The organism is Maribacter aquivivus, from assembly GCF_900142175.1.
GTDB classification, from domain to species: domain Bacteria; phylum Bacteroidota; class Bacteroidia; order Flavobacteriales; family Flavobacteriaceae; genus Maribacter; species Maribacter aquivivus.
In genome coordinates this window covers 1-19,842 of record NZ_FQZX01000008.1, presented here as the reverse complement: position 1 = coordinate 19,842, position 19,842 = coordinate 1, and the positions used below count along the sequence as shown (strand labels likewise).

The window sequence follows — 19,842 nt, the reverse complement described above, 5'->3', positions numbered from 1 at the left end:
GTAGGAGAACCGGTAGCTCTAGATGTTGTAGACGATTCAGTATCTACACCAATAGATACTCCAATAGAAATAGATATTCTGGATAATGATTTTGGCATTCCTACAGATGGTACGTTAACTGTAACAGATCCATCAAATGGAACAGTGGAGATTAATGATGGAGGTACGCCCGATGATATATCTGACGATACTATCACATATACTCCAAATGATGGATTTGAAGGAACAGAGACTATCGAGTATACCGTTTGTGATTCAGAAGGTAATTGCGATACCGCTACGGTAGAAATATTAGTTGTAGATAATGATTCTACAGAAACTGATGATAGTCCTATAGAGGTAAATCAAATGGTGACTCCAAATGGTGATGGTAGAAATGAATTCTTATTCATTAGAGGTGTAGATAAAATTCGTAGCAGTACTTTAAAAATCTTTAATAGATGGGGTGTTGCTGTCTACGAAGGTGAAAATTATAATAATCAAAATAATGTATTTGACGGTAGATCAAGAGGTAGGTCTACGTTAAGTACGGATGATTATCTTCCAGCAGGAATATATTTCTATATATTTGATTATACTACCTTTGAAGGAGAAAGTAAAGTAGATAGTGAATATCTGTATATTAGTAGATAATAGTTTATAAAATATGAATATTAAAAATAAGTTTTTAATCCTGTTTGGAGGTTTGTTGCTAATGTTTAGTAGCGCCGTTGCCCAGCAAGATGCGCAGTATACTCAGTACATGTTTAATACAATGAGCATTAACCCTGCTTATGCTGGCTCAAGGGGTCAGTTGAGTATTACAGGTTTACATAGGTCGCAATGGGTAGGTTTGGAAGGAGCTCCATCAACGCAAACATTTAATATTCAGTCTCCTATTAGAAATAGTAAACTTGGATACGGTTTTTCAATTGTTAATGATGAAATAGGTGAAGGTGCCGTTCAGGAAACTTATTTTGATGCACTTGTTTCCTATACAATAGACGTTTCTGCCGAAGGTAAATTATCTTTTGGATTAAAGGCAGGTGGTAACTTAGTGAATTTAGACTTTAGTCAACTTCGAAATTTTGATGAAGAAGTTGTAAGAACTGATAATATTGAAAACAAGTTTTCACCCAATGTAGGTGTTGGTCTTTACTACCATTCAACTAAGTTTTATGCAGGTCTTTCTGCACCGAATTTATTTGAAACGGAACATTTTGATAGTTCACAGAGAGATGCGAATGATACTCAGTTTTTGTCTAAAGACAGAATTAATTTTTATTTAATAACAGGGTACGTTTTTGATTTAAATGGAAATTTAAAATTTAAACCTGCTTTACTTACTAAAGTAGTTGGTGGAGCACCACTACAGGTAGATTTTTCTGCAAACTTTATGTTTAATGAGAAATTTACTTTCGGGGCAGCATACAGATGGGATGCAGCAGTAAGTGCAATGGCTGGCTTCCAAATTTCAGATCAATTTATGATTGGTCTTGCATATGATAGAGAAACAACAGATTTAGGAGGTACTCAGTTTAACGACGGATCATTTGAAGTTCTCTTAAGATATGAATTGGTAAAATCATTTCAAAAATTGGTTTCACCTCGTTTTTTCTAAATGGCAAACTTATATATGAAACATAAAGTAAAATTTATTTTAGTATTCTTGATGTTCTTTCACGGATTAAGTGAAGCTCAAGAACGACTGATTCAAAAAGGAAATGAGAAGTTCGAGTCGTATTCTTTCAGTCCGGCAATAGATATTTATAAAAAGGTCTTAGATAAGGGTTATGTCTCAGCAGATTTGCTAAGAAAATTAGGTAATTCATACTATTATAATGCCGATTACACAGAAGCTGCTGAAACTTACAAACAACTCGTTACAGATTATTCGGCAGAAGTTACTGCAGAGGACTACTTTAAGTATGCTCAGTCTCTTAAAACCTTGGGAGATTATGATGCTTCTAGTGGTGTAATGAATAAATTTATAGAGATAACAAAAAGTGATGGTCGAGCCAATGCATTTACTGAAGACCGAGATTTTATGTCAGAATTAGAAGAGAATTCTGGTAGATATAATTTAGGTCCTTTCGAATATAATTCACCTTATTCAGATTTCGCTCCTTCTTTTTATAAAGAAGGTTTGATATTTTCTTCTGATAGAGATACAGGTAATTTTGCAAGATATCGTCATACTTGGAATGCAAAGGACTTTTTAGATTTATATGAAATAAATGCGGATAGTTTATCTATAAATCATGTTAAAAAATTAGATGATAATGTAAATACACGTTATCATGAATCTACATCTGTAGTTACAAAAGATGGTCAGACAATGTATTTTACACGCAATAATTCTGAAAAGAGAAAAACCGTAAAAGATGATAAAGGCATTGTAAGGTTAAAGATTTTAAGAGCTATTTTAACAGATGAGGGTGTTTGGGGAGAAGTTGAAGAGTTACCTTTTAATAGTGATTCTTATTCTGTAGCAAACCCTGCTTTGAGTCCTGATGAAAAAACGTTATATTTTGTCTCAGACATGCCTGGTACGTTAGGTGAATCAGATTTATTTATGGTTGCTATTAATGAAGATCGTTCATTTGGTACACCTCAAAATTTAGGTTCAAATATTAATACAGAAGCAAGGGAGACTTTCCCTTATATTACAACTGATGAAGTATTGTATTTCTCATCAGATGGGCATCCGGGTCTAGGTGGTTTAGATGTTTTTGCAACTAAAATAAAAAGACAAGATTTCTCAGGTAAGGTTTTGAATATAGGAAAACCTGTAAATGGTAATAGTGATGATTTTACTTTTATTTTCGATGAGGAGTTAAGAACTGGTTATGTTGCTTCAAATCGTGAAGGGGGAATGGGTTATGATGATATTTATAGTTTTACGGAAACAAGACCATTGGAATTTGACTGTATTCAAAAAATTAACGGTACTGTAAGAGATAAAATTTCTAATGAAGTTTTAGTTGGAGCAACTATTAAGGTGATAGACGAGAATAATGAAGAGGTATTAGCTACGATTACAGATTCTGACGGAAACTATAATTTAGAATTAGATTGTAATAAAGGAAATTTTGTAAGAGCTTTAATGGAAGGTTATGTACCTTTTGAAGAGTATATTGGAGTATCTGATGGAAAACCAAAAATTATAGATTTTTATCTTGAAAGAGATAATATTACTGCAGGTTTTGGTGATGATTTAGCGAAACTACTTCAGTTAAGTACCATTTATTTCGATTTCGATAAATATGACATTAAAAAGGTATCGGAAGTAGAGATTGAAAAGGTAATATCGGCGATGGAGAAATATCCAAGTTTGAAATTAAAGGTGAATTCTCATACAGATAGTCGAGGTCCTGCAGCTTATAATCTTTGGTTATCTCAAAAAAGAGCAGAATCTACCGTTAATTACATGATTAAAAAAGGAATATCTAAAGACAGACTGGTTAGTGAAGGTTTCGGTGAAACTAAATTGCTAAATGAGTGTTCAGATGGTGTTAAATGTTCGGCAGCTAAACATGATATTAATAGGAGATCAGAATTTATAATTTTAGAATAAAATTTTTTATATACTACAGAAAAGGCAGCTATATCTATAGCTGTTTTTTTTGTTTATACATGTTTTTTTTGTTCTGCATTTAATCGATCAAGTATAGTATTTATAGGTGTTAAAGCAGTATTAAATACTTGCTTACAATGAAAAAAACAGCAGTTACATCTACAATTAGGCTCTACACAACACTTTTTCTCATAACAACTTAAGTCTAAATATATTTACCTGAGAATAGCGTCAATAAAATCTGTTGGCGAATAAGTTTAGTTATTTGAAGGTCTATAGAATGTTGTGTAACCCAATAAAATTCTTTTACATTTTAGTATCGATACTTTTTTTCTGTACACTAAATCTAAGGGCTCAGAATATTGTTGTAAACCCGTCAACTGATCTTCCAACTGAGGTTATTGCATGCGGTGATGCATCAACATTTAGTTTTAGGTTATATGGTACTACCTCTAGTAATGAACAAGTGAGTGTACAATTGCCTAGTCAATCAGAGTTTGTAGCGCTTACCTACCTACCCTGTAGCGGGGGTTTCTGTAGATTCGTCTAATCCTAATAAACCAGTATTTACTATTAGTACTCCGCTAATCGGTTCTATAAGTTTTATAGACATATCATACACAGTTCAGACGGGGTGTTCGGCTATGGTAGATCCTGAAATTGAACATACACTTGTCAGCAACCCGTCAATTTCGACAGCTGTTGATTATCCATCAGTATTGTATTCCTCTTTAGAAGTCGATAATGCTATTTTACCTTTGTCGGGCTCATTAAGAATTAATGAAACTCAAGATTTTACCTTTACAATTGGTAACGCCCCAGTAAATTCTAATGCTTATAGTAATAATGTACTAGCTTATATTGAACATTCTGACAATATTTCTATTACGTATGAAGGTACAGGGAATTTTTCTCAAGGGATATCGGTAGGTGGTATCATAACAGATACTTTAGAGTTAAATGCTGGAGAGATTTCGGCTATAGGTGATAATGATTCTCGCTTTGAAGAAAATGAGAATATTTCAATAACTGTAAAAGCTAAACTGCTCAATTGTCCATTTGGTGCAGGCGAAACGATAACTTATCAATCAGCTTATGGAGGTTGCATTACAGGGACCAATGCTTGTGAAACAGGTAATACTTCTACATCAGGAATTGCTTTGGCTTCTGGAGCACCTGATTTATATACTCGAGTAGTCAAAAGAGCTTGGCCAGGATTAACCACTACCGACACGGCTGAATTCTTATTACGGAATGATGGCACAGGTGCTGGTGACATTTATAACCTTACGCTCGATTTAGGTTTTAGTAATGGAGGTGCGACATATATTCCTGCTGATTATAACATTTATACCTGGTCTAATTTTAATGTAGATGGGACATCCTTTCCCAATCAAGGAACTGAAGGTAGTTTTGCTGATTTTCAATTATCAACAGATCCTGACGGGGCTGGAGTAGGTTTGGAGGATTTAGATGGAGATGGCTTTTTTGATGATTTACCAGTTGGTAATTCATTGGTCTTAGAAGCAGAACTAGCATACAACTATCTATTAGATTCAAATAATGACACTGCTTGTGATCGTATGAATGCAGGTTATTCAATGGTACGTTGGGCTTATGAATACACAGACCAATGTGGTAATTCAACAAGCTTGAATGTGCCGAATAATGGATTGAATACATGGCGCCCTTGGAGTTTTTATAATACGCAATCTATAGCAACTAATATTAATTCATCTAGTGGAAGTGCTAATTTTGGTCCTGGAGATACTTTTGATTTTTTTATAAGTACTTCAAGTAGTCAAACACCAACGACAACCAGTATTCCAGGTATGCATTGGGAAGTTCACTATACTTTACCTCCAGGTATCATACCAAATGGAAACGGTGTATGGCAATCGGAACCTTTTGATTTGCTTAGTTTTAATGCAGCAACAGGAGTTGCTATATACTCTTCTATTTCAGCACCAACGTATGGGTATTTAATTAGTAGAAACCCACAAATTCCATTAATGGTAGACCCAACTTGTTCTGGCAGTTTTGCTGGGGGTATATCTTACGAATATCATTTAAAAGGTGATTCCACATATGAACCTATTCACATCTGTGAAGATGGTCCTACGTTTACTGTTACCTGTCCAAGTGGCGGACCCTCGGTTTGCGTATCTAATTTTTCACTTGATCGTACTTCTTTAGGGTATACGGATATGACCGAGACCACGCCTATTCCAGTAAATACCCCAGGTCTTCGCTTAGATCATGTTTTAGAAGGTGATATGGTTAGATGGCATGTTGAGATTGATGTAAATGAAACAAATCTTACTTCTGCTAAGGCGTTACTTGAATATGATAGCAATAATTGGTTCGGTACCCAATCAGACGGAGGTATAAAAGCAATACAAGTTGAGTACCTTCCAAGTGGTGGTGGCACATCAACAATATCAAATAATTTAGGTCAGTATTCTTATGTTCAGAATATTGGAGGAAAAAGCAATCATTCAGTAGATGTATTAGGCGGTGATTTTTCTACAATAACACCGGGGATTGGTGATAGATATATTATAGATGTAGATTTAAAAGTTTCTGAAAATAGTTCTATATCTTATACTAGGTATATGCCAATGACCGGAATTTTGGTTTCATCTCCTGTAACTTCCGCAGCTAATTCAACGGAACATACTTGTAATTTTCTTACGGAAGAATTTGGAATCTTAGCTTATAAAGATGTCCCAACAACACAAGTGGTGCAACAAAGTTTAACCATTGATGGTTGTAATGAATTTGGAATGGGAATACGGTTTCACCATGCAACTTATTCTATATTAGGGGATCTTTTTCCTAATGAATTTCGAAATTTTGCGATACCTAAAGTAGTAGATATTCTAGTTCCGGTTGGAGTAGATTATGTGCCTGGAAGCTCAAGTTATAGGGGTTATGGGGAATTTTCACATGATATTACAGACCCTGTTATAACTTATAATGCAGAACCAGGATTTCATAGATATAGATGGACCAATGATGGGTCTTGGTCTAAAGAAAAAGCATCCGTCAGCTACGCAATAAAAGATGTTAATTTTAATGTAGTTGCAAATTGTACCATTGAGGATTGGTCTTTTTCTGATGAAAGATTAGGAATTATTGTTTTGCCAAGTACCGAGTTTGAAATTTTTAGAAATGTAAGTTTACCAGGTAGGTCCATAAATATGGGAAGATCCACCAACGTAAGAAATACACAATATTTACCCCTAAGTTATACCGTAAGTTCGCCTACGCCTACAATTTCTACTAACACCCAAAATGCCGAATGGGTTGTTGATATCAATAATACAACCTCAGGCGGAGCTTCTTTGCAGAATACCTGGATTGCTATAGAAATAGCAAATAACAATATTGTACCAACACTTTGGGATAACACAACAGAAATACCCCTTATTGGATATGGTACTGGTAAATATTGGGCGCAAGTAGGAGACATTTCTAGTGCTGGTAAACAATTAGAAATTCGGTCTAGCAATTTTACCGTTTGTGGTACAGATAGTTTTGATATTAGAGTTGGTCAAAATTGTAGTCAGTACCCTACCGATCCAGATACGGGTTATCCTTTAGGGAGTTCTGGTAGTAATTATATTTGTAATGAAGAAGTAATTCAACTATCGTTAAGTACACAAAACCCTTCTATAAATGTAACTACAGCTCTTGGTGTGCCTCCGGCCACTTATGATTTTTGCGATGTTGTTCCCTATTCAATAGACGTGAACAATGCCGCTAATGGCTTTGCTTACGCTTTGGCTGCTGATATAAAATTACCTGTTGGTATGGTACTCGATAATACTACAGGGGTTTTGAGGTATGATGCAGTAGATTATGCAATAGGTTCAGGTCTAATTGTGTTTAATGCAGGTACAAATACATATTCAATAGATATTTCTGCAATTGTAGGCAGTCCTATTAGTGGTGCTAATGGTCTACCAGGTGTATCTGTTCCAGAGCCTAATGAATTTAATGTGAATTTTGAATTAACGTTTACTTGCGATTATGTATCTGGTAGTAAGATAATCACACAAATAAATGCAGAGTCTGGTTGTCAACAACCCATTGATCCTAATGATGGACAAAGTGAAATTAAGACCAACCCTGTAAATGTTACTCAGGTACCTTCTAATATTGATTATGACATTTCGGTTATTTCATACGATAATGCTGTTCAAGCTTGTAATGATACTGAAGGGATTTCAGTAGAAATAACCAACCAGGGTATTGAAAGTGATGGGGATATAGAATTTATTGTTGCTACAATTGACGATGCATTTAATTACGTATCAGGTTCGTATGTAGCTGGCACTAACGGTCCTTCCGCAGAACCCACGGTATCAACCGATGCAGTAGCGGGAACTCGGGTATTAAAATGGCAAATACCTGATGGAGTAGGGGTCACATCTCTTATTGCCTTCGATTTTGAAATTGAAGTTGTTTCACCTGAAGATGTTAGTTGTCAAAATTATGATTTAAATGTAGCTACGCGAATAGAACAAAGTATTGATTGTTCAGGTTCGGGTGGACCAAGTTGTCCGGTAGTTCAAAGTGTTACAGCGCAGACAGATGAAACTATTTCCGTAGAAAAATCTAATTTGGTTATAAGTTCAACATCTACAGTTGCTACAGTCAGTGGTAATGATCAGAATGTCACTGCTAATTTTTCCATTGAAAATACTTCCGGTACAACAATGTCTGCTGGTACTATTGTTTCAGCATATTATGACGCTGATTCTAACGGGGTTTTCTCTGCTGGGGATATTTTAATAGGTACTGAAACGATGACAGTTCAGATTCTAGCAACGAGTACCGTTAATGGTGCTATTAACTTCATTACGTCACCAAATAGGGTTTGTAATATTTTACTAGTGATTGAATCATTAGATAACTCATGTGCCTGTACAACTTCAGAAACAGAAATGATTCCTCCTACAGGTCTTTCTGGTTTAGCGGGATCTAACGTAACAGTTTGCGAAGTATCAGATGCTATTCAAATAGGTGAAACATCAAATCCAAATTATAGTTATACATGGTCAGGTGCAACGGTCGTTGAGACAGCTTATTTAGACAATATAGGAGCGGCACAACCAATTTTTACATATTCAGGAGCAGATCTTACAATTACAACTAATTTAATATATACGGTTACCGCAACACTGCCTAATGGTTGTACAATGTCAGATGATGTACAAGTAAAAGTATATCCTTCACCAAATCCTACCGTTAATATTACAGCGTCTAGTTGTAATTTAACTAATGGTGAAATTAGCTTTGATTTTCCTGATAATTCAAATAGATCTTCGATAGAGTTTAGTTTGGATAATCAGGTTTCTTATCAATCATCAGTTCCAGATAATAGCGGCTCTGTTACATATTCTAATTTAGCCTCTGGTACATATCATTTATGGGCGAGGTGGGGTAATAACCAATGTCCGGTAGATTTAGGGGAGCATATTATTTCTGATATTCCAGAATCTATCATTGATATGCAACCAGTAACACAGTCTGTTTTTGTCAATGACAATGCTATTTTTAGCGTTAATACGACTAATGCAGATACTTTTCAATGGCAAGTAAGTATAGATGGCGGGGTTACATTTAATGATATTTCTAATGGACCTGATTATACAGGTACTCAAACAGAAACCTTAAATATTATTGGGGTAGACTTAACTCAAAATAATTATCAATATAGAATCTTGGCTTCAAATGCTGCGACCTCTTGTGATGCTCAAATCTCAAATGCAGCTTTGCTAACGGTTCAAGTTAAATCTGTAATTACCAACAAAAGAATAACGTATCGTGTAAAATTGAATTGATTTTTAGTCCTAGTTTAATATTTTTTTTGACACGATTTACAAGTGTAGCATCACCTTTTTAGATTACCTAAAACTCAAGTGCATTTACAGTAATTACTATTTAATCAAGTTGCTGTTAGTGTCATATTTTTAGGTGTCTAATAGATTAAATGCAAGCAAAAAAAGCAATTTAAATAGTGATTTTAAAAGTCTAAACAGCAGTATTTTAGGCGTTCACTTGGTAATAGTCTTACTTCACAACATATTTTAGGGATGACCTCAACTCCTAGTTATTTTTACCGATGATATGCATTATAGATTGTTTTTGCATTTCAATGCCCCCATTAATTTGATTATGAGATTAAGACTTTTTTGTTATTTATTAGTTCTATTGTGTGCCACAAGTTTCTACGCCCAAGAAACTTACTTGGATACGTTTACCAGTACTTTTTACGGTAATAATGAAGGTACTCAAAATTTTAGTTCTGACTGGTTCGAAAGTGGTGACGACGGTAATGCTTGGGGAGGGAGAATACAAATCACTGGAGGTAGGTTGCGTTTCAGAAATCTTGATAACAGATATATTTATCGATTTGTTCCTTTAGCGGGAGCTTCATCCGCAACTTTGACATTGGATTACGATGCAAATTCTGCAGGGGGTGAGGCAATAGATGTGTACATATATAATGCAGATAATAACCAGTGGAATTTTGTAGAGAGAATAGATGGTGGTACTGGAACATTGACATATAATTTGACTAATGCACAAATAGATTCAAATCCTGCAGTTATTTTTTATCGAGGTGATACCAATTGGGGAAATAATGATACCATTTATATTGATAATGTACAATTCTCGGCAACATTTGGATCTGAAATATTGGTAGATGATGTTACTGTAAATGAAAATGCTGGTACTGCAACCTTTACAGTAAGGCACGGTGGTAGTGCTGCGAGCGGACCTTATAGTGTTAATTATACAACTTCGAATATATCTGCGATTGCGGGCCAAGATTATACGGCATCAAGTGGAACTTTAAATTTTGACGGTACCATTTGGGATACCGAAACTATAACCGTTTTTATTACAGATGATACTATATTTGAAGGTGATGAAACCTTTAGTTTTTCCTTTGTTTCAACTACTGACCCTAATATAGATATTACAGATACAGCTATAGGTACCATCTTGGCAAATGACGCTTTGATTATAACTGATGGAGGCTCTGCAACTACCTGTGATGATATATTTTTAGATTCTGGAGGGATTAGTAATTATTCTGATAACGAAGACCTGGTTTATACTATTTGTCCAGATACAGCAAATAATTATACACAAGTAAATTTTGATCAGTTTGATGTAATTCCCGGTGATATATTATACGTATATGATGGTAACAGTACTGGTGCTACATTAATTGGGCAATATGATAATGATAATATACCTACCCAAATTTTTGCCACTAATACCAACGGTTGCTTAACTTTTAGGTTTACATCAAATAATAATACAACGGGTAACGGTTGGCAGGCTAGTGTTAGTTGTTCACCACCGGGACCTAAAATTGTTGTAAATGATGTGTATGTAGATGAAGATTCTGGTAGTGCAATTTTTACGGTAACACACGTACGTGATCGTCATGGATATAGCTGGTTATTTGGTTTTATTGAAACACCGTTTACAGTAGAGTATATGGTTAGCGATGGTACGGCTAATAATGGTAGTGATTATATATCAGTAAATGGTACACTTACTTTTACAGGTGAGGTGGGCAATGTTCAAACTTTTTCGGTACCTATTGTAGATGATGGAGTGCCTGAATTAGTGGAGTATTTTACAGTAGGGTTTTCAGATGCCACTGCTCAATATGCTTCGGTAGATTATAGTGATACGGCTAACGGTTACATAAATTCTCAAATTTTGGCAAATGACCCATTAACGCTTTTTCAAGAATTTGATGGGTATTACGATTATTCAACCACAGGAGGATCTTTAAGAACAAATGATAACAACACAGATGCTTGTTCTATAACAACATCGTCATCAAATTCGTTGATTGCACCTATACCAAATACAGGTACTATTAAAAAAGCATATTTATACTGGGCGCATTCAAGTACAGTAGTTGATGGTGCAGTTACTTTTGAAGGGCAAACGGTTAATGCTAATTATCAATATCAAACAACACTAACCAATAGAAATTTCTATGGTTATGTAAGTGATGTTACAGATATAGTGGCGGGTGTAGCAGATCCATCCACCAATGTTTTTGATTTTTCTGGATTGTCTATAGATAACTCAAATACGTATTGCTCATCGGCAACTGTATTAGGAGGCTGGACTTTGTTCGTTTTCTACGAAGATCCTAATCTACCTGCTGTAAATATTAATTTATATCAAGGTTTTGATGGTTTAAGTAATGATGGAAATTCATTTACTTTAGATAGTTTTTATGCAATTGCAGGTGCAGGTGCAAAAGCATCATTTTTATCATGGGAAGGAGATTCAACCTTAGATGGTAATAGTTCTGGTACAACTAACCCTAATGGAGAACGACTCTCGATTACGAATCAGGCAAATCAAGATTTTATTTTATCAGGAGATGGTGGTCAAACAGGTAATAATGCCTATAATTCAACGATGTATGATAATACCACAACACCAGATTATAATGTAAACACAACATATGGTGTAGATTTAGATACGTATGATATCTCTACTTATATCTCTCCTGGAGATTCTCAGGTAACTGCAAATGTAGATGTGGGTCAAGATTTCTTGATATCTGCAGCAGTGGTATTAAAGGTTCCTTCTAATCTAATTGCAGGTACTGTTTTTGAAGATGTTAATTATGGTGGTGGTCAAGGTAGAAATATGACAAATGCCAATGGCGTTGGTATAGCTAGCGCTATTGTAGAATTATACAAAAGTGATGGCACCTTTGTAAGAAGAACGACTTCAAAAGTAAGTGGCGATTATAGTTTTGGTGGTATGGCAGATGGTGATTACTACGTTAAATTGGTGAATTCTACGGTTAGGTCTAATAGAGATAATGGTATAAACTGTACGACTTGTGTACCGATACAAACATTTAGAAGTTATGGTGATGTTACCAATACAATTGAAGTGTTGACCGAAATTGGGGGAACAGATCCAACAGCCTTTAGCGATTCGGCTTTAGGTGTTTTTGATGATTCACAAAGTTTATCATTGGTAAGTATAGCTAGTAGTGGTGTAGCCAATATAGATTTCGGATTCAATTTTAATACTATAGTTAATACAAACGAATTTGGTCAAGGTTCTCTTGAGCAATTTATTTTGAACAGTAATACGCTAGGTGAAACTGGTCTTGATATTGAGGCTAATTCAATTTTTGACCCAGCAGTGGAAGAAGATGTATCTATTTTCATGATACCACCAACTGGTGATAGTTTTGGTAGAACGGCAGATGTAAATTATAATGCTGCAGGCTATTTTAATATTTTAATTGATGATTCAAATGAATTATCTACAATTACAGGTACCAATACAATAATTGATGGTAGAACCCAAGCAGCTTATTCTGGTGATGCTAATTCAGGTACAGTTGGTGCTGGCGGTACATCTGTTGGGGTTTCTAATATAGCATTGCCAAATTATGAGAGACCAGAAATACAGGTTCATAGAGACAAAGGTGATGTATTTATCTCAGAAGGGAATAATGTTACCATTAGAAATTTAAGTGTATTTGCAGATAAGAATTCAGCGATAGTAGCGGAACAAGGCTCTTTAAATGTTGTTCAAAACTTAATAGGGGTTGATGCTACAGCTAACAATTCGGGCGATTTAAAAGTAGGAGTAGAAAATAAAGGAGCGGACATTAATGTAGATGGAAATTATCTTTCGACCATAACAGAGTCAGCTATTTTAATAGATGGTGGTAATTCAAGTATCATCCAGAATAATCATTTTATAAATAATGGTAGTACAGCTTGTGATGATGCTATTTTGCTTGCAGATGGTTCTGGTGTAATTATTAGGCAGAACTATATTGAAGCATCGGCATCCACTGCTATTGATGGTGAAGATAAAGTAGATAGTATTATTATTACTGAAAATTCTTTAACAACATCAGGTCAAGATGGTGGTGATTGTAAAGGAAATCCACAGCAAATGGCTGTGAAATTGGCTGGTAATGGTTCTTCGGTAACAAATAATAAAATATATCAAAATGGTGGAGCCGGTATTGCTATTGTTGACGGTTCATCAAACTTAATTAGTCAAAATTCTATTTACGCTAATGGTACAGTAACTCCAAGTTTAGGTATAGATTTAGATATGGATGGTATCACATTGAATGATACTTCAGATTCAGATTCAGGTCCTAATAATTTAGAAAATTTCCCTGTTATTAACTCTGCTTTTATTTCTGGAACCAATCTAGTAGTAACCGGGTGGACTTCACCAGGGTCAACCGTTGAGGTATTTTTTACTGATATAAATGAAGGCACAGCTACGTTAGGTGATAATCAATTGGGGTTAACCCAGGATTATGGTGAAGGTCAAATTTTTATAGGTACAGCGGTAGAAGGTAGTTCAGATGATCAAGATGCAACATCATCATTATATCTTGACGATGATGGAAATACTGATAATACAAATAAATATAAGTTCGTATTCCCTTTACCATCAAGTACTGCTGTAGGAGATCTAATAACCACCACAGGAACAAGGTCAAATTCAACTTCTGAATTCTCGCCAGAAGTTGTAATTAAGACTTACACGGTAATTACCAATAGAAATATTACGTATCGGATAAAAAGTAATTAAAATCACTACAGATAATTCTTACAAATAAAGCTTGTTAGCTCTGTATTTTATTGAGGTTTAAAGATTAAACCACATTTTTTGACTAGTTAACCTCACCCTTGTCTTCATTGGCAACATAAATTTTCTTGCCTTCTAAAATCAGCGGATTTTTATAATAAGAAATCATGCTAAATAATTCCCCCTTATTGGCACTATAAAAATTTTACCATGGGGGTTTCTCTTATTAAGAGGATAAATTTGAGTTATATAGGCTTAATCATAATAGCCGTATTATCAAGTTCAAAAATACAAGCACAAACAACTTTCACTGAAAGTGCAGCTTCTTTTGGTTTAGATTTAGGTCAACCAAAAGATGGTGGTCATGCTTGGTCAGATTTTGACAATGATGGAGATTTAGATGTTCTCGTTCTAGAGAATAATAATAATAGCGGAGTGAAAAGTTTTTTAATGCGTAACAATGGTAACAACACGTTTACCAATGTGCAACCTACCTTAGTACCTGGTCTGTTAGGTGACTGGGCAGAAAGACAAGCGGCATGGGGAGACATTAATAATGATGGCAGACCAGATTTTTTAATAAACTCTTCTGGTAATAACAATGCTAGAAAAGCAATACAAATTTTTATTCAGAATGCTAATGGCACCTTTGGTGATGGTATTGGTGGTTCTGCGCCAATTACTATTGGTAGGTCAGGTGCAACTATTGTTGTTCCGGCTGTAAATTCTGAAGGTGTTGGTTTCTTTGATTTTGAAGGAGATGGAGATTTAGATATTTTCTTTGATAACCATGATATGGGTATAGAATTATTACGAAATAATTTTATTGATCATACAACCCATACAGTAGCCAATCCAGCCCCTAATGTTTTATTTACCCATATCACAACAGGAAATGGTAGTGGGGTTACTGAGTTTGGGTTAAATCAATTTGCTACAGATGGTGATTATGGTACGGCTGCCGATGTTAATGATGACGGTTGGGTAGATATTTTTATGCGTAAGCGAGATGAAAATGATTTTTTCTTAAATCAAGGAGGTAATTTTTCTAATGGTGCAGATTTAGGGCAGGCAGCAAATAACAACAAAGGAGGTAATGGACTTTGGGATTTGGATAATGATGGAGATTTAGATGCCGTATGGACAGAAAACGGTCAAACACAAATACACAGAAATGATGGAGGAGGGGTATTTACAGCCTTAGGTGCTTCCTCTTTTCCTGGATTGCCGCAACCTGGTAATTTGAATAATGGTAGTTCTGGTGCTCGCATAGATGCTTTGGCTGGTGGAGATATTGATAATGATGGTGATATAGATATTATTCTTGTAGGTAACAGTAGAAGTTATTTATATATAAATCAATTGAACAGTCCCGCACCGGCACCAGGTGTAATTGGTAGTGGATCAGCAATGAGTTTCTCTTTAGATTCTCAACAGTTTAATACAGGTAGAGATGGTGAAGGTACCACCATGGTGGATATTGATGATGATGGAGATCTTGATATTTACATTAGTATCAATAATTATATCAATCAACTTTACATAAATAATTTACCGGCAGCCAACCGAAATAATCATTTGTTTATAGATGTTACCGAAGATAGAGGTGCAGATGGTTCCACAGGCGGCTTTTTAGGGAGGGTCGCAATCGGTACAAATGTTTTAATTAGAGATTGTTCCGGTAATATAATTAGTGGACTAAGGCAGGTAAATGGAGTGTACGGGCATGGTACACAACAACCGGAAGAAGTTCATTTTGGTTTGCCCTTAGGGGAAAATGAAACCTATATTATAGAAGTTCATTATCCTAATTTCTATGATGCTTCAGAGCCAAGTGGTTACTCACGATTAATAGCAACGGCAATTGCACAACCAAGTACAATTGCCGGTACAAATCATTATAAATTGACTACCACTGACGCAGAATTAATCGAAAATCCGAATGCACCCATTGCCGAAGATGATGAGGTACAAGTAACTTATGGAAATTTGGTTTCTGTTCAAATACAATTATTTACCAATGACTCTGAGCCAGACGGCGAAAATTTTTCCCTTGAAAGTATTACTCAACCATTAGTAGGTACGGTAGTTATTAACGACGCAGAAAACGGATTGGTTACTTATACCTATAGTGGTGCCACTCCTTTTCCGGGTGAGACCACTTTCGACTATACAATTACAGATTCAACAGATTCTCTTTGTCCGTCTTTAGGTAAGAACGATACTGCCACGGTGCGTATTTTCGAACCATGTACTGATCCAACGGGGGTAGATACAGACGGTGACGGAATTAATGATGGTTGCGACTTAGATAATGACAACGATGGTATTTTAGATACCATAGAATGCTCTAAATCTTCCGGTACGGTAAATAACCACGATTTTGGGTATTGGATATTTAACTCCCCCGGTTGGACAGGTTCTGGACAACAATGGAATGGAAATGCCAATAGAGCTTGGTTTCCAGAATGGAACGGTACAGGTACCGCAAGTTTTTATCAAACTATAAATGTAACATCAGGTGCGGTCAATACTATTACTTTCGATGTAGGAGCAGATAATAACTATGGTAAAGAAGTTACCCTAAATGTATTAATTGAAGGTGTTCAACAATTTACGGAAACTTCAAATCAGATAGTAGCCAATAACGGTGGTCGTTCTCAGAATGATAATGAAACATTGAACATGACTACACGGTCATTTTCATTTGTTCCAACTAGTAATACGGTAGAGCTTCGTTTTAACGGTGTTGCCACACAGACAAATCACGACAGAATGTACATTGATAATATTACATTGAATACTGGTTGCGGCGATTTGGATGGCGATGGAACTGCAGATATTTACGATTTAGATAGTGATGGCGATGGTTGTTTTGATGCTCTGGAAGGAGCTGATAATTTAGATTTTTCAGATTTAAATGGTGATGGAAGTATTTCGGGTTCTGTTGATGCAAACGGAATTCCCACAGTGGTAAGTGGCGGACAAGGAAAAGGAAGTAGTGCAGATTATACCGTTACTTCAGGGTTGTGTGATGATGATGGAGATGGTGTTAATAATGCAAATGACAAGTGTCCTTATTTTGATGATGCTATAGATAGTGATAATGACGGTGTACCAGATGGGTGTGATGTTGATGATGACAATGATGGGGTGTCAGATTGTGATGAATCTATAGATAGTGTAACCAATGAATTTGCCTGGACGTTGAATACACCTGCAGGAAATTTAGAAATGGATACAGACTATGATTCAAAAATTGAAGATTGGGTATTAAGTAATACGGAGACTATGATAACAAACGGTTCTCAATTTGCTGTATCCGGCAGCAATATGAGAATAGAATCTTTTTCTTCTCAAACCAAAGAAGAGGCAGTTCAGAATGGAGACTATATTGACATATCTTTTACAACCAGTTCAGAAGTTTCTTCATTGGCTTTAAATGAAATACGTTCTGGTTGGTATAGACCGGATTTAGGTGATTCTTATTACTCTGCTACAGCTTTTACAAGAGTAGGCACTAATGTTTGGACCACATTGTCAACAGATGTTTTTCATACCGATAATGGCGGTGTATATGCTACTTTTCAGCATTTAGCTAATGGTCCCGTTTATTTGGATGGGAATACAGCATATACATTTCGTTTTTATGTATACGGTCATGTAAATGATTCATCTCAAGACTACTCTATAATAGATGATATTGCATTTGGTATTACTGCCTGTAGAACAGGTAATTTAGATGGAGATGGAAACCCTAATCATTTAGATTATGATAGTGATGCTGATGGTTGTAATGATGCTGATGAAGCATATGCAGATAGTAATACAGACTTGGACAATAATGGAATGTATGGCTCAGGAGTACCAACGGTAAATACAGATGGGTCTGTGGTAGCAGCTTCTTATGCTACACCGGCAGATGGAGATAGTAATGGCGATTATGATTTTTTACAAGTTACGGCAGCTCTAGTTATTACAGATCAGCCACAAGATCAAATAGTATTAACGGGTGATGATGCTACTTTTACCACGTCAGTTACAAATGCAGACACCTATCAATGGCAGGTGAGTATAGACGGTGTAAATTATACTAATCGGGTAAATAATTCAGAGTATTCTGGTACGGAAACTTCAACTTTAACGGTTTTGAATGTCCCAAAGCAAAAAGAAGGATATTCATATAGATTATTCGCTTCTAATTCGAGTAATACATGCGTAGAAGTAGCTTCAAATGCAGCTTTACTTTTTGTAAAAGTTAGAACCGTAATTACAAATAGACGAATTACATATCGTATAAAACCCAATTAAATATAGTACGCTATTTTGAGTAATTAGAATACAAAAGTGCATGTTGTCTGTGGGATTAAATTATCAACGTAAGATTGAAAATTAACAAAAAAAAGCAACAGTTTAAAATGTTGGTTTTTTAATGTTTTATGAGATTATTTTATATATAATTTGAAAATTTTCAGGTTTTTTATAGTAGCAATAACTTCCTGTATAACAACGCATCTTCGACGAACAACAATCAAAAATTATAAATAATTAACAACCCCAAACCTCACCTTTATAAGACTATATAGCGTAAATATCGGCTTACACAACATTTATTTTAGGGTGCAGTACTTATAATGAATATTTGTGTAATGTGAATACCAGCGATCCGTCTTGTACAAAATAGATAAGATACTTCTGGAGCAAACATTTTGAAAAACCTATATGACCAACGAATTATTGAAGGTGGAATTGAATAATAAAAGTATGAAGAGTCAAACTACTACAACCCTAAGTAATACCATTAAATTTATAATGGTACTATTTACTTTACTAATATCTGGTATCTCTATGGCACAGACAACTGTGACTTTAGAAGACCAATGTAATTGTGAAGTACTCCAAGGTACAGATGTTTCTGCACCAGGGGTAGGAACGCCAGCAGGAGCAGATTTAGGAGATCTGTATGTTAATACAGATACAGGAACTATTTATTTTTGGGATGGAGATTCATGGGAATTTACTTCAACTGATGCAAATACAACAAATGCATCCTTAACGGAAGATGGAGTAAACCTTATATTGTCGGATAGTGATTTAAATACAGTTTCTATTCCTTTAGCTGATATAGCTGCTGCAGTAGATACAAATACTACGAATGTAACTTTTACAGTAAATAGTGTAAATGGCACATTGGATATTATAGATTCTGAGAGTGCTATTGTTTCTGTTCCTTTAGCAGATATAGCTGCGTTGGTAAATACCGATAATCAAGAGGGTACGGAAGTATTGTTAACTACTCCATTAGATGTAGATGGCGATACGGTAAATGAAACAACAGTAGAAGAGGCAATAGCAGATTTAGCAGCAAATAATGCTTTGGATTTAGACATTGATCCTACCAATGAACTTACAACTAGTGGTGCAGGTGCTCCAACGGCGGCTCCAGCAAATGATAATCCTGGAGTAACTTATTTAGACACTGCAACAAACGAGTTGTATGTGTATGATGGTACAAACTGGACAATGGTTACTGATAATCAAAGTGCAGGTGAAGTTGAGGTAACCCCTGCGGGAAATTTAACAAGTACCGATGTACAAGCTGCATTGGAAGAGTTGGATGCGGATATTTTATCAAGTGAACTTACGAC

7 protein-coding genes are annotated in these 19,842 nt (G+C 35.4%); all 7 read left to right on the top strand.

All coding sequences use genetic code 11. The annotated features are described in order from the left end of the window. On the top strand, window positions 1-633 hold a 633-nt coding region (locus BUC31_RS19795; protein WP_139252040.1), incomplete at its 5' end, for a T9SS type B sorting domain-containing protein. Between the two features lie 13 nt (window positions 634-646). Then, window positions 647-1,600: a PorP/SprF family type IX secretion system membrane protein gene (locus tag BUC31_RS19790; RefSeq protein WP_073247508.1), complete on the top strand. Its 954-nt coding sequence runs from the start codon at window positions 647-649 to the stop codon at window positions 1,598-1,600. A 15-nt stretch (window positions 1,601-1,615) separates the two neighbouring features. Beyond that, on the top strand, window positions 1,616-3,556 hold the full coding sequence (locus tag BUC31_RS19785) for an OmpA family protein (protein WP_073247510.1): 1,941 nt from the start codon (window positions 1,616-1,618) through the stop codon (window positions 3,554-3,556). Between the two features lie 644 nt (window positions 3,557-4,200). Then, the gene (locus BUC31_RS19780; RefSeq protein WP_073247506.1) at window positions 4,201-9,408 is read left to right on the top strand and encodes a hypothetical protein; all 5,208 of its coding nucleotides are present in this window, start codon (window positions 4,201-4,203) and stop codon (window positions 9,406-9,408) included. A 334-nt stretch (window positions 9,409-9,742) separates the two neighbouring features. Next, window positions 9,743-14,197 (top strand): Calx-beta domain-containing protein, encoded by a 4,455-nt coding sequence (locus BUC31_RS19775; protein ID WP_073247503.1) that lies wholly within the window; start codon window positions 9,743-9,745, stop codon window positions 14,195-14,197. A 237-nt stretch (window positions 14,198-14,434) separates the two neighbouring features. Then, the gene (locus BUC31_RS19770; RefSeq protein ID WP_170861987.1) at window positions 14,435-18,505 is read left to right on the top strand and encodes an FG-GAP-like repeat-containing protein; all 4,071 of its coding nucleotides are present in this window, start codon (window positions 14,435-14,437) and stop codon (window positions 18,503-18,505) included. Window positions 18,506-18,916: 411 nt separating this feature from the next. Continuing rightward, window positions 18,917-19,842: hypothetical protein (locus BUC31_RS19765; RefSeq protein WP_211573898.1), on the top strand; the 926-nt coding region annotated here is incomplete at its 3' end.

Bases quoted from the DNA above. Each gene is read 5' to 3' on its own strand.
- BUC31_RS19790 (WP_073247508.1), top strand. From the start codon at position 647: ATGAATATTAAAAATAAGTTTTTAATCCTGTTTGGAGGTTTGTTGCTA.
- BUC31_RS19785 (WP_073247510.1), top strand. From the start codon at position 1,616: ATGAAACATAAAGTAAAATTTATTTTAGTATTCTTGATGTTCTTTCAC.
- BUC31_RS19780 (WP_073247506.1), top strand. From the start codon at position 4,201: ATGGTAGATCCTGAAATTGAACATACACTTGTCAGCAACCCGTCAATT.
- BUC31_RS19775 (WP_073247503.1), top strand. From the start codon at position 9,743: ATGAGATTAAGACTTTTTTGTTATTTATTAGTTCTATTGTGTGCCACA.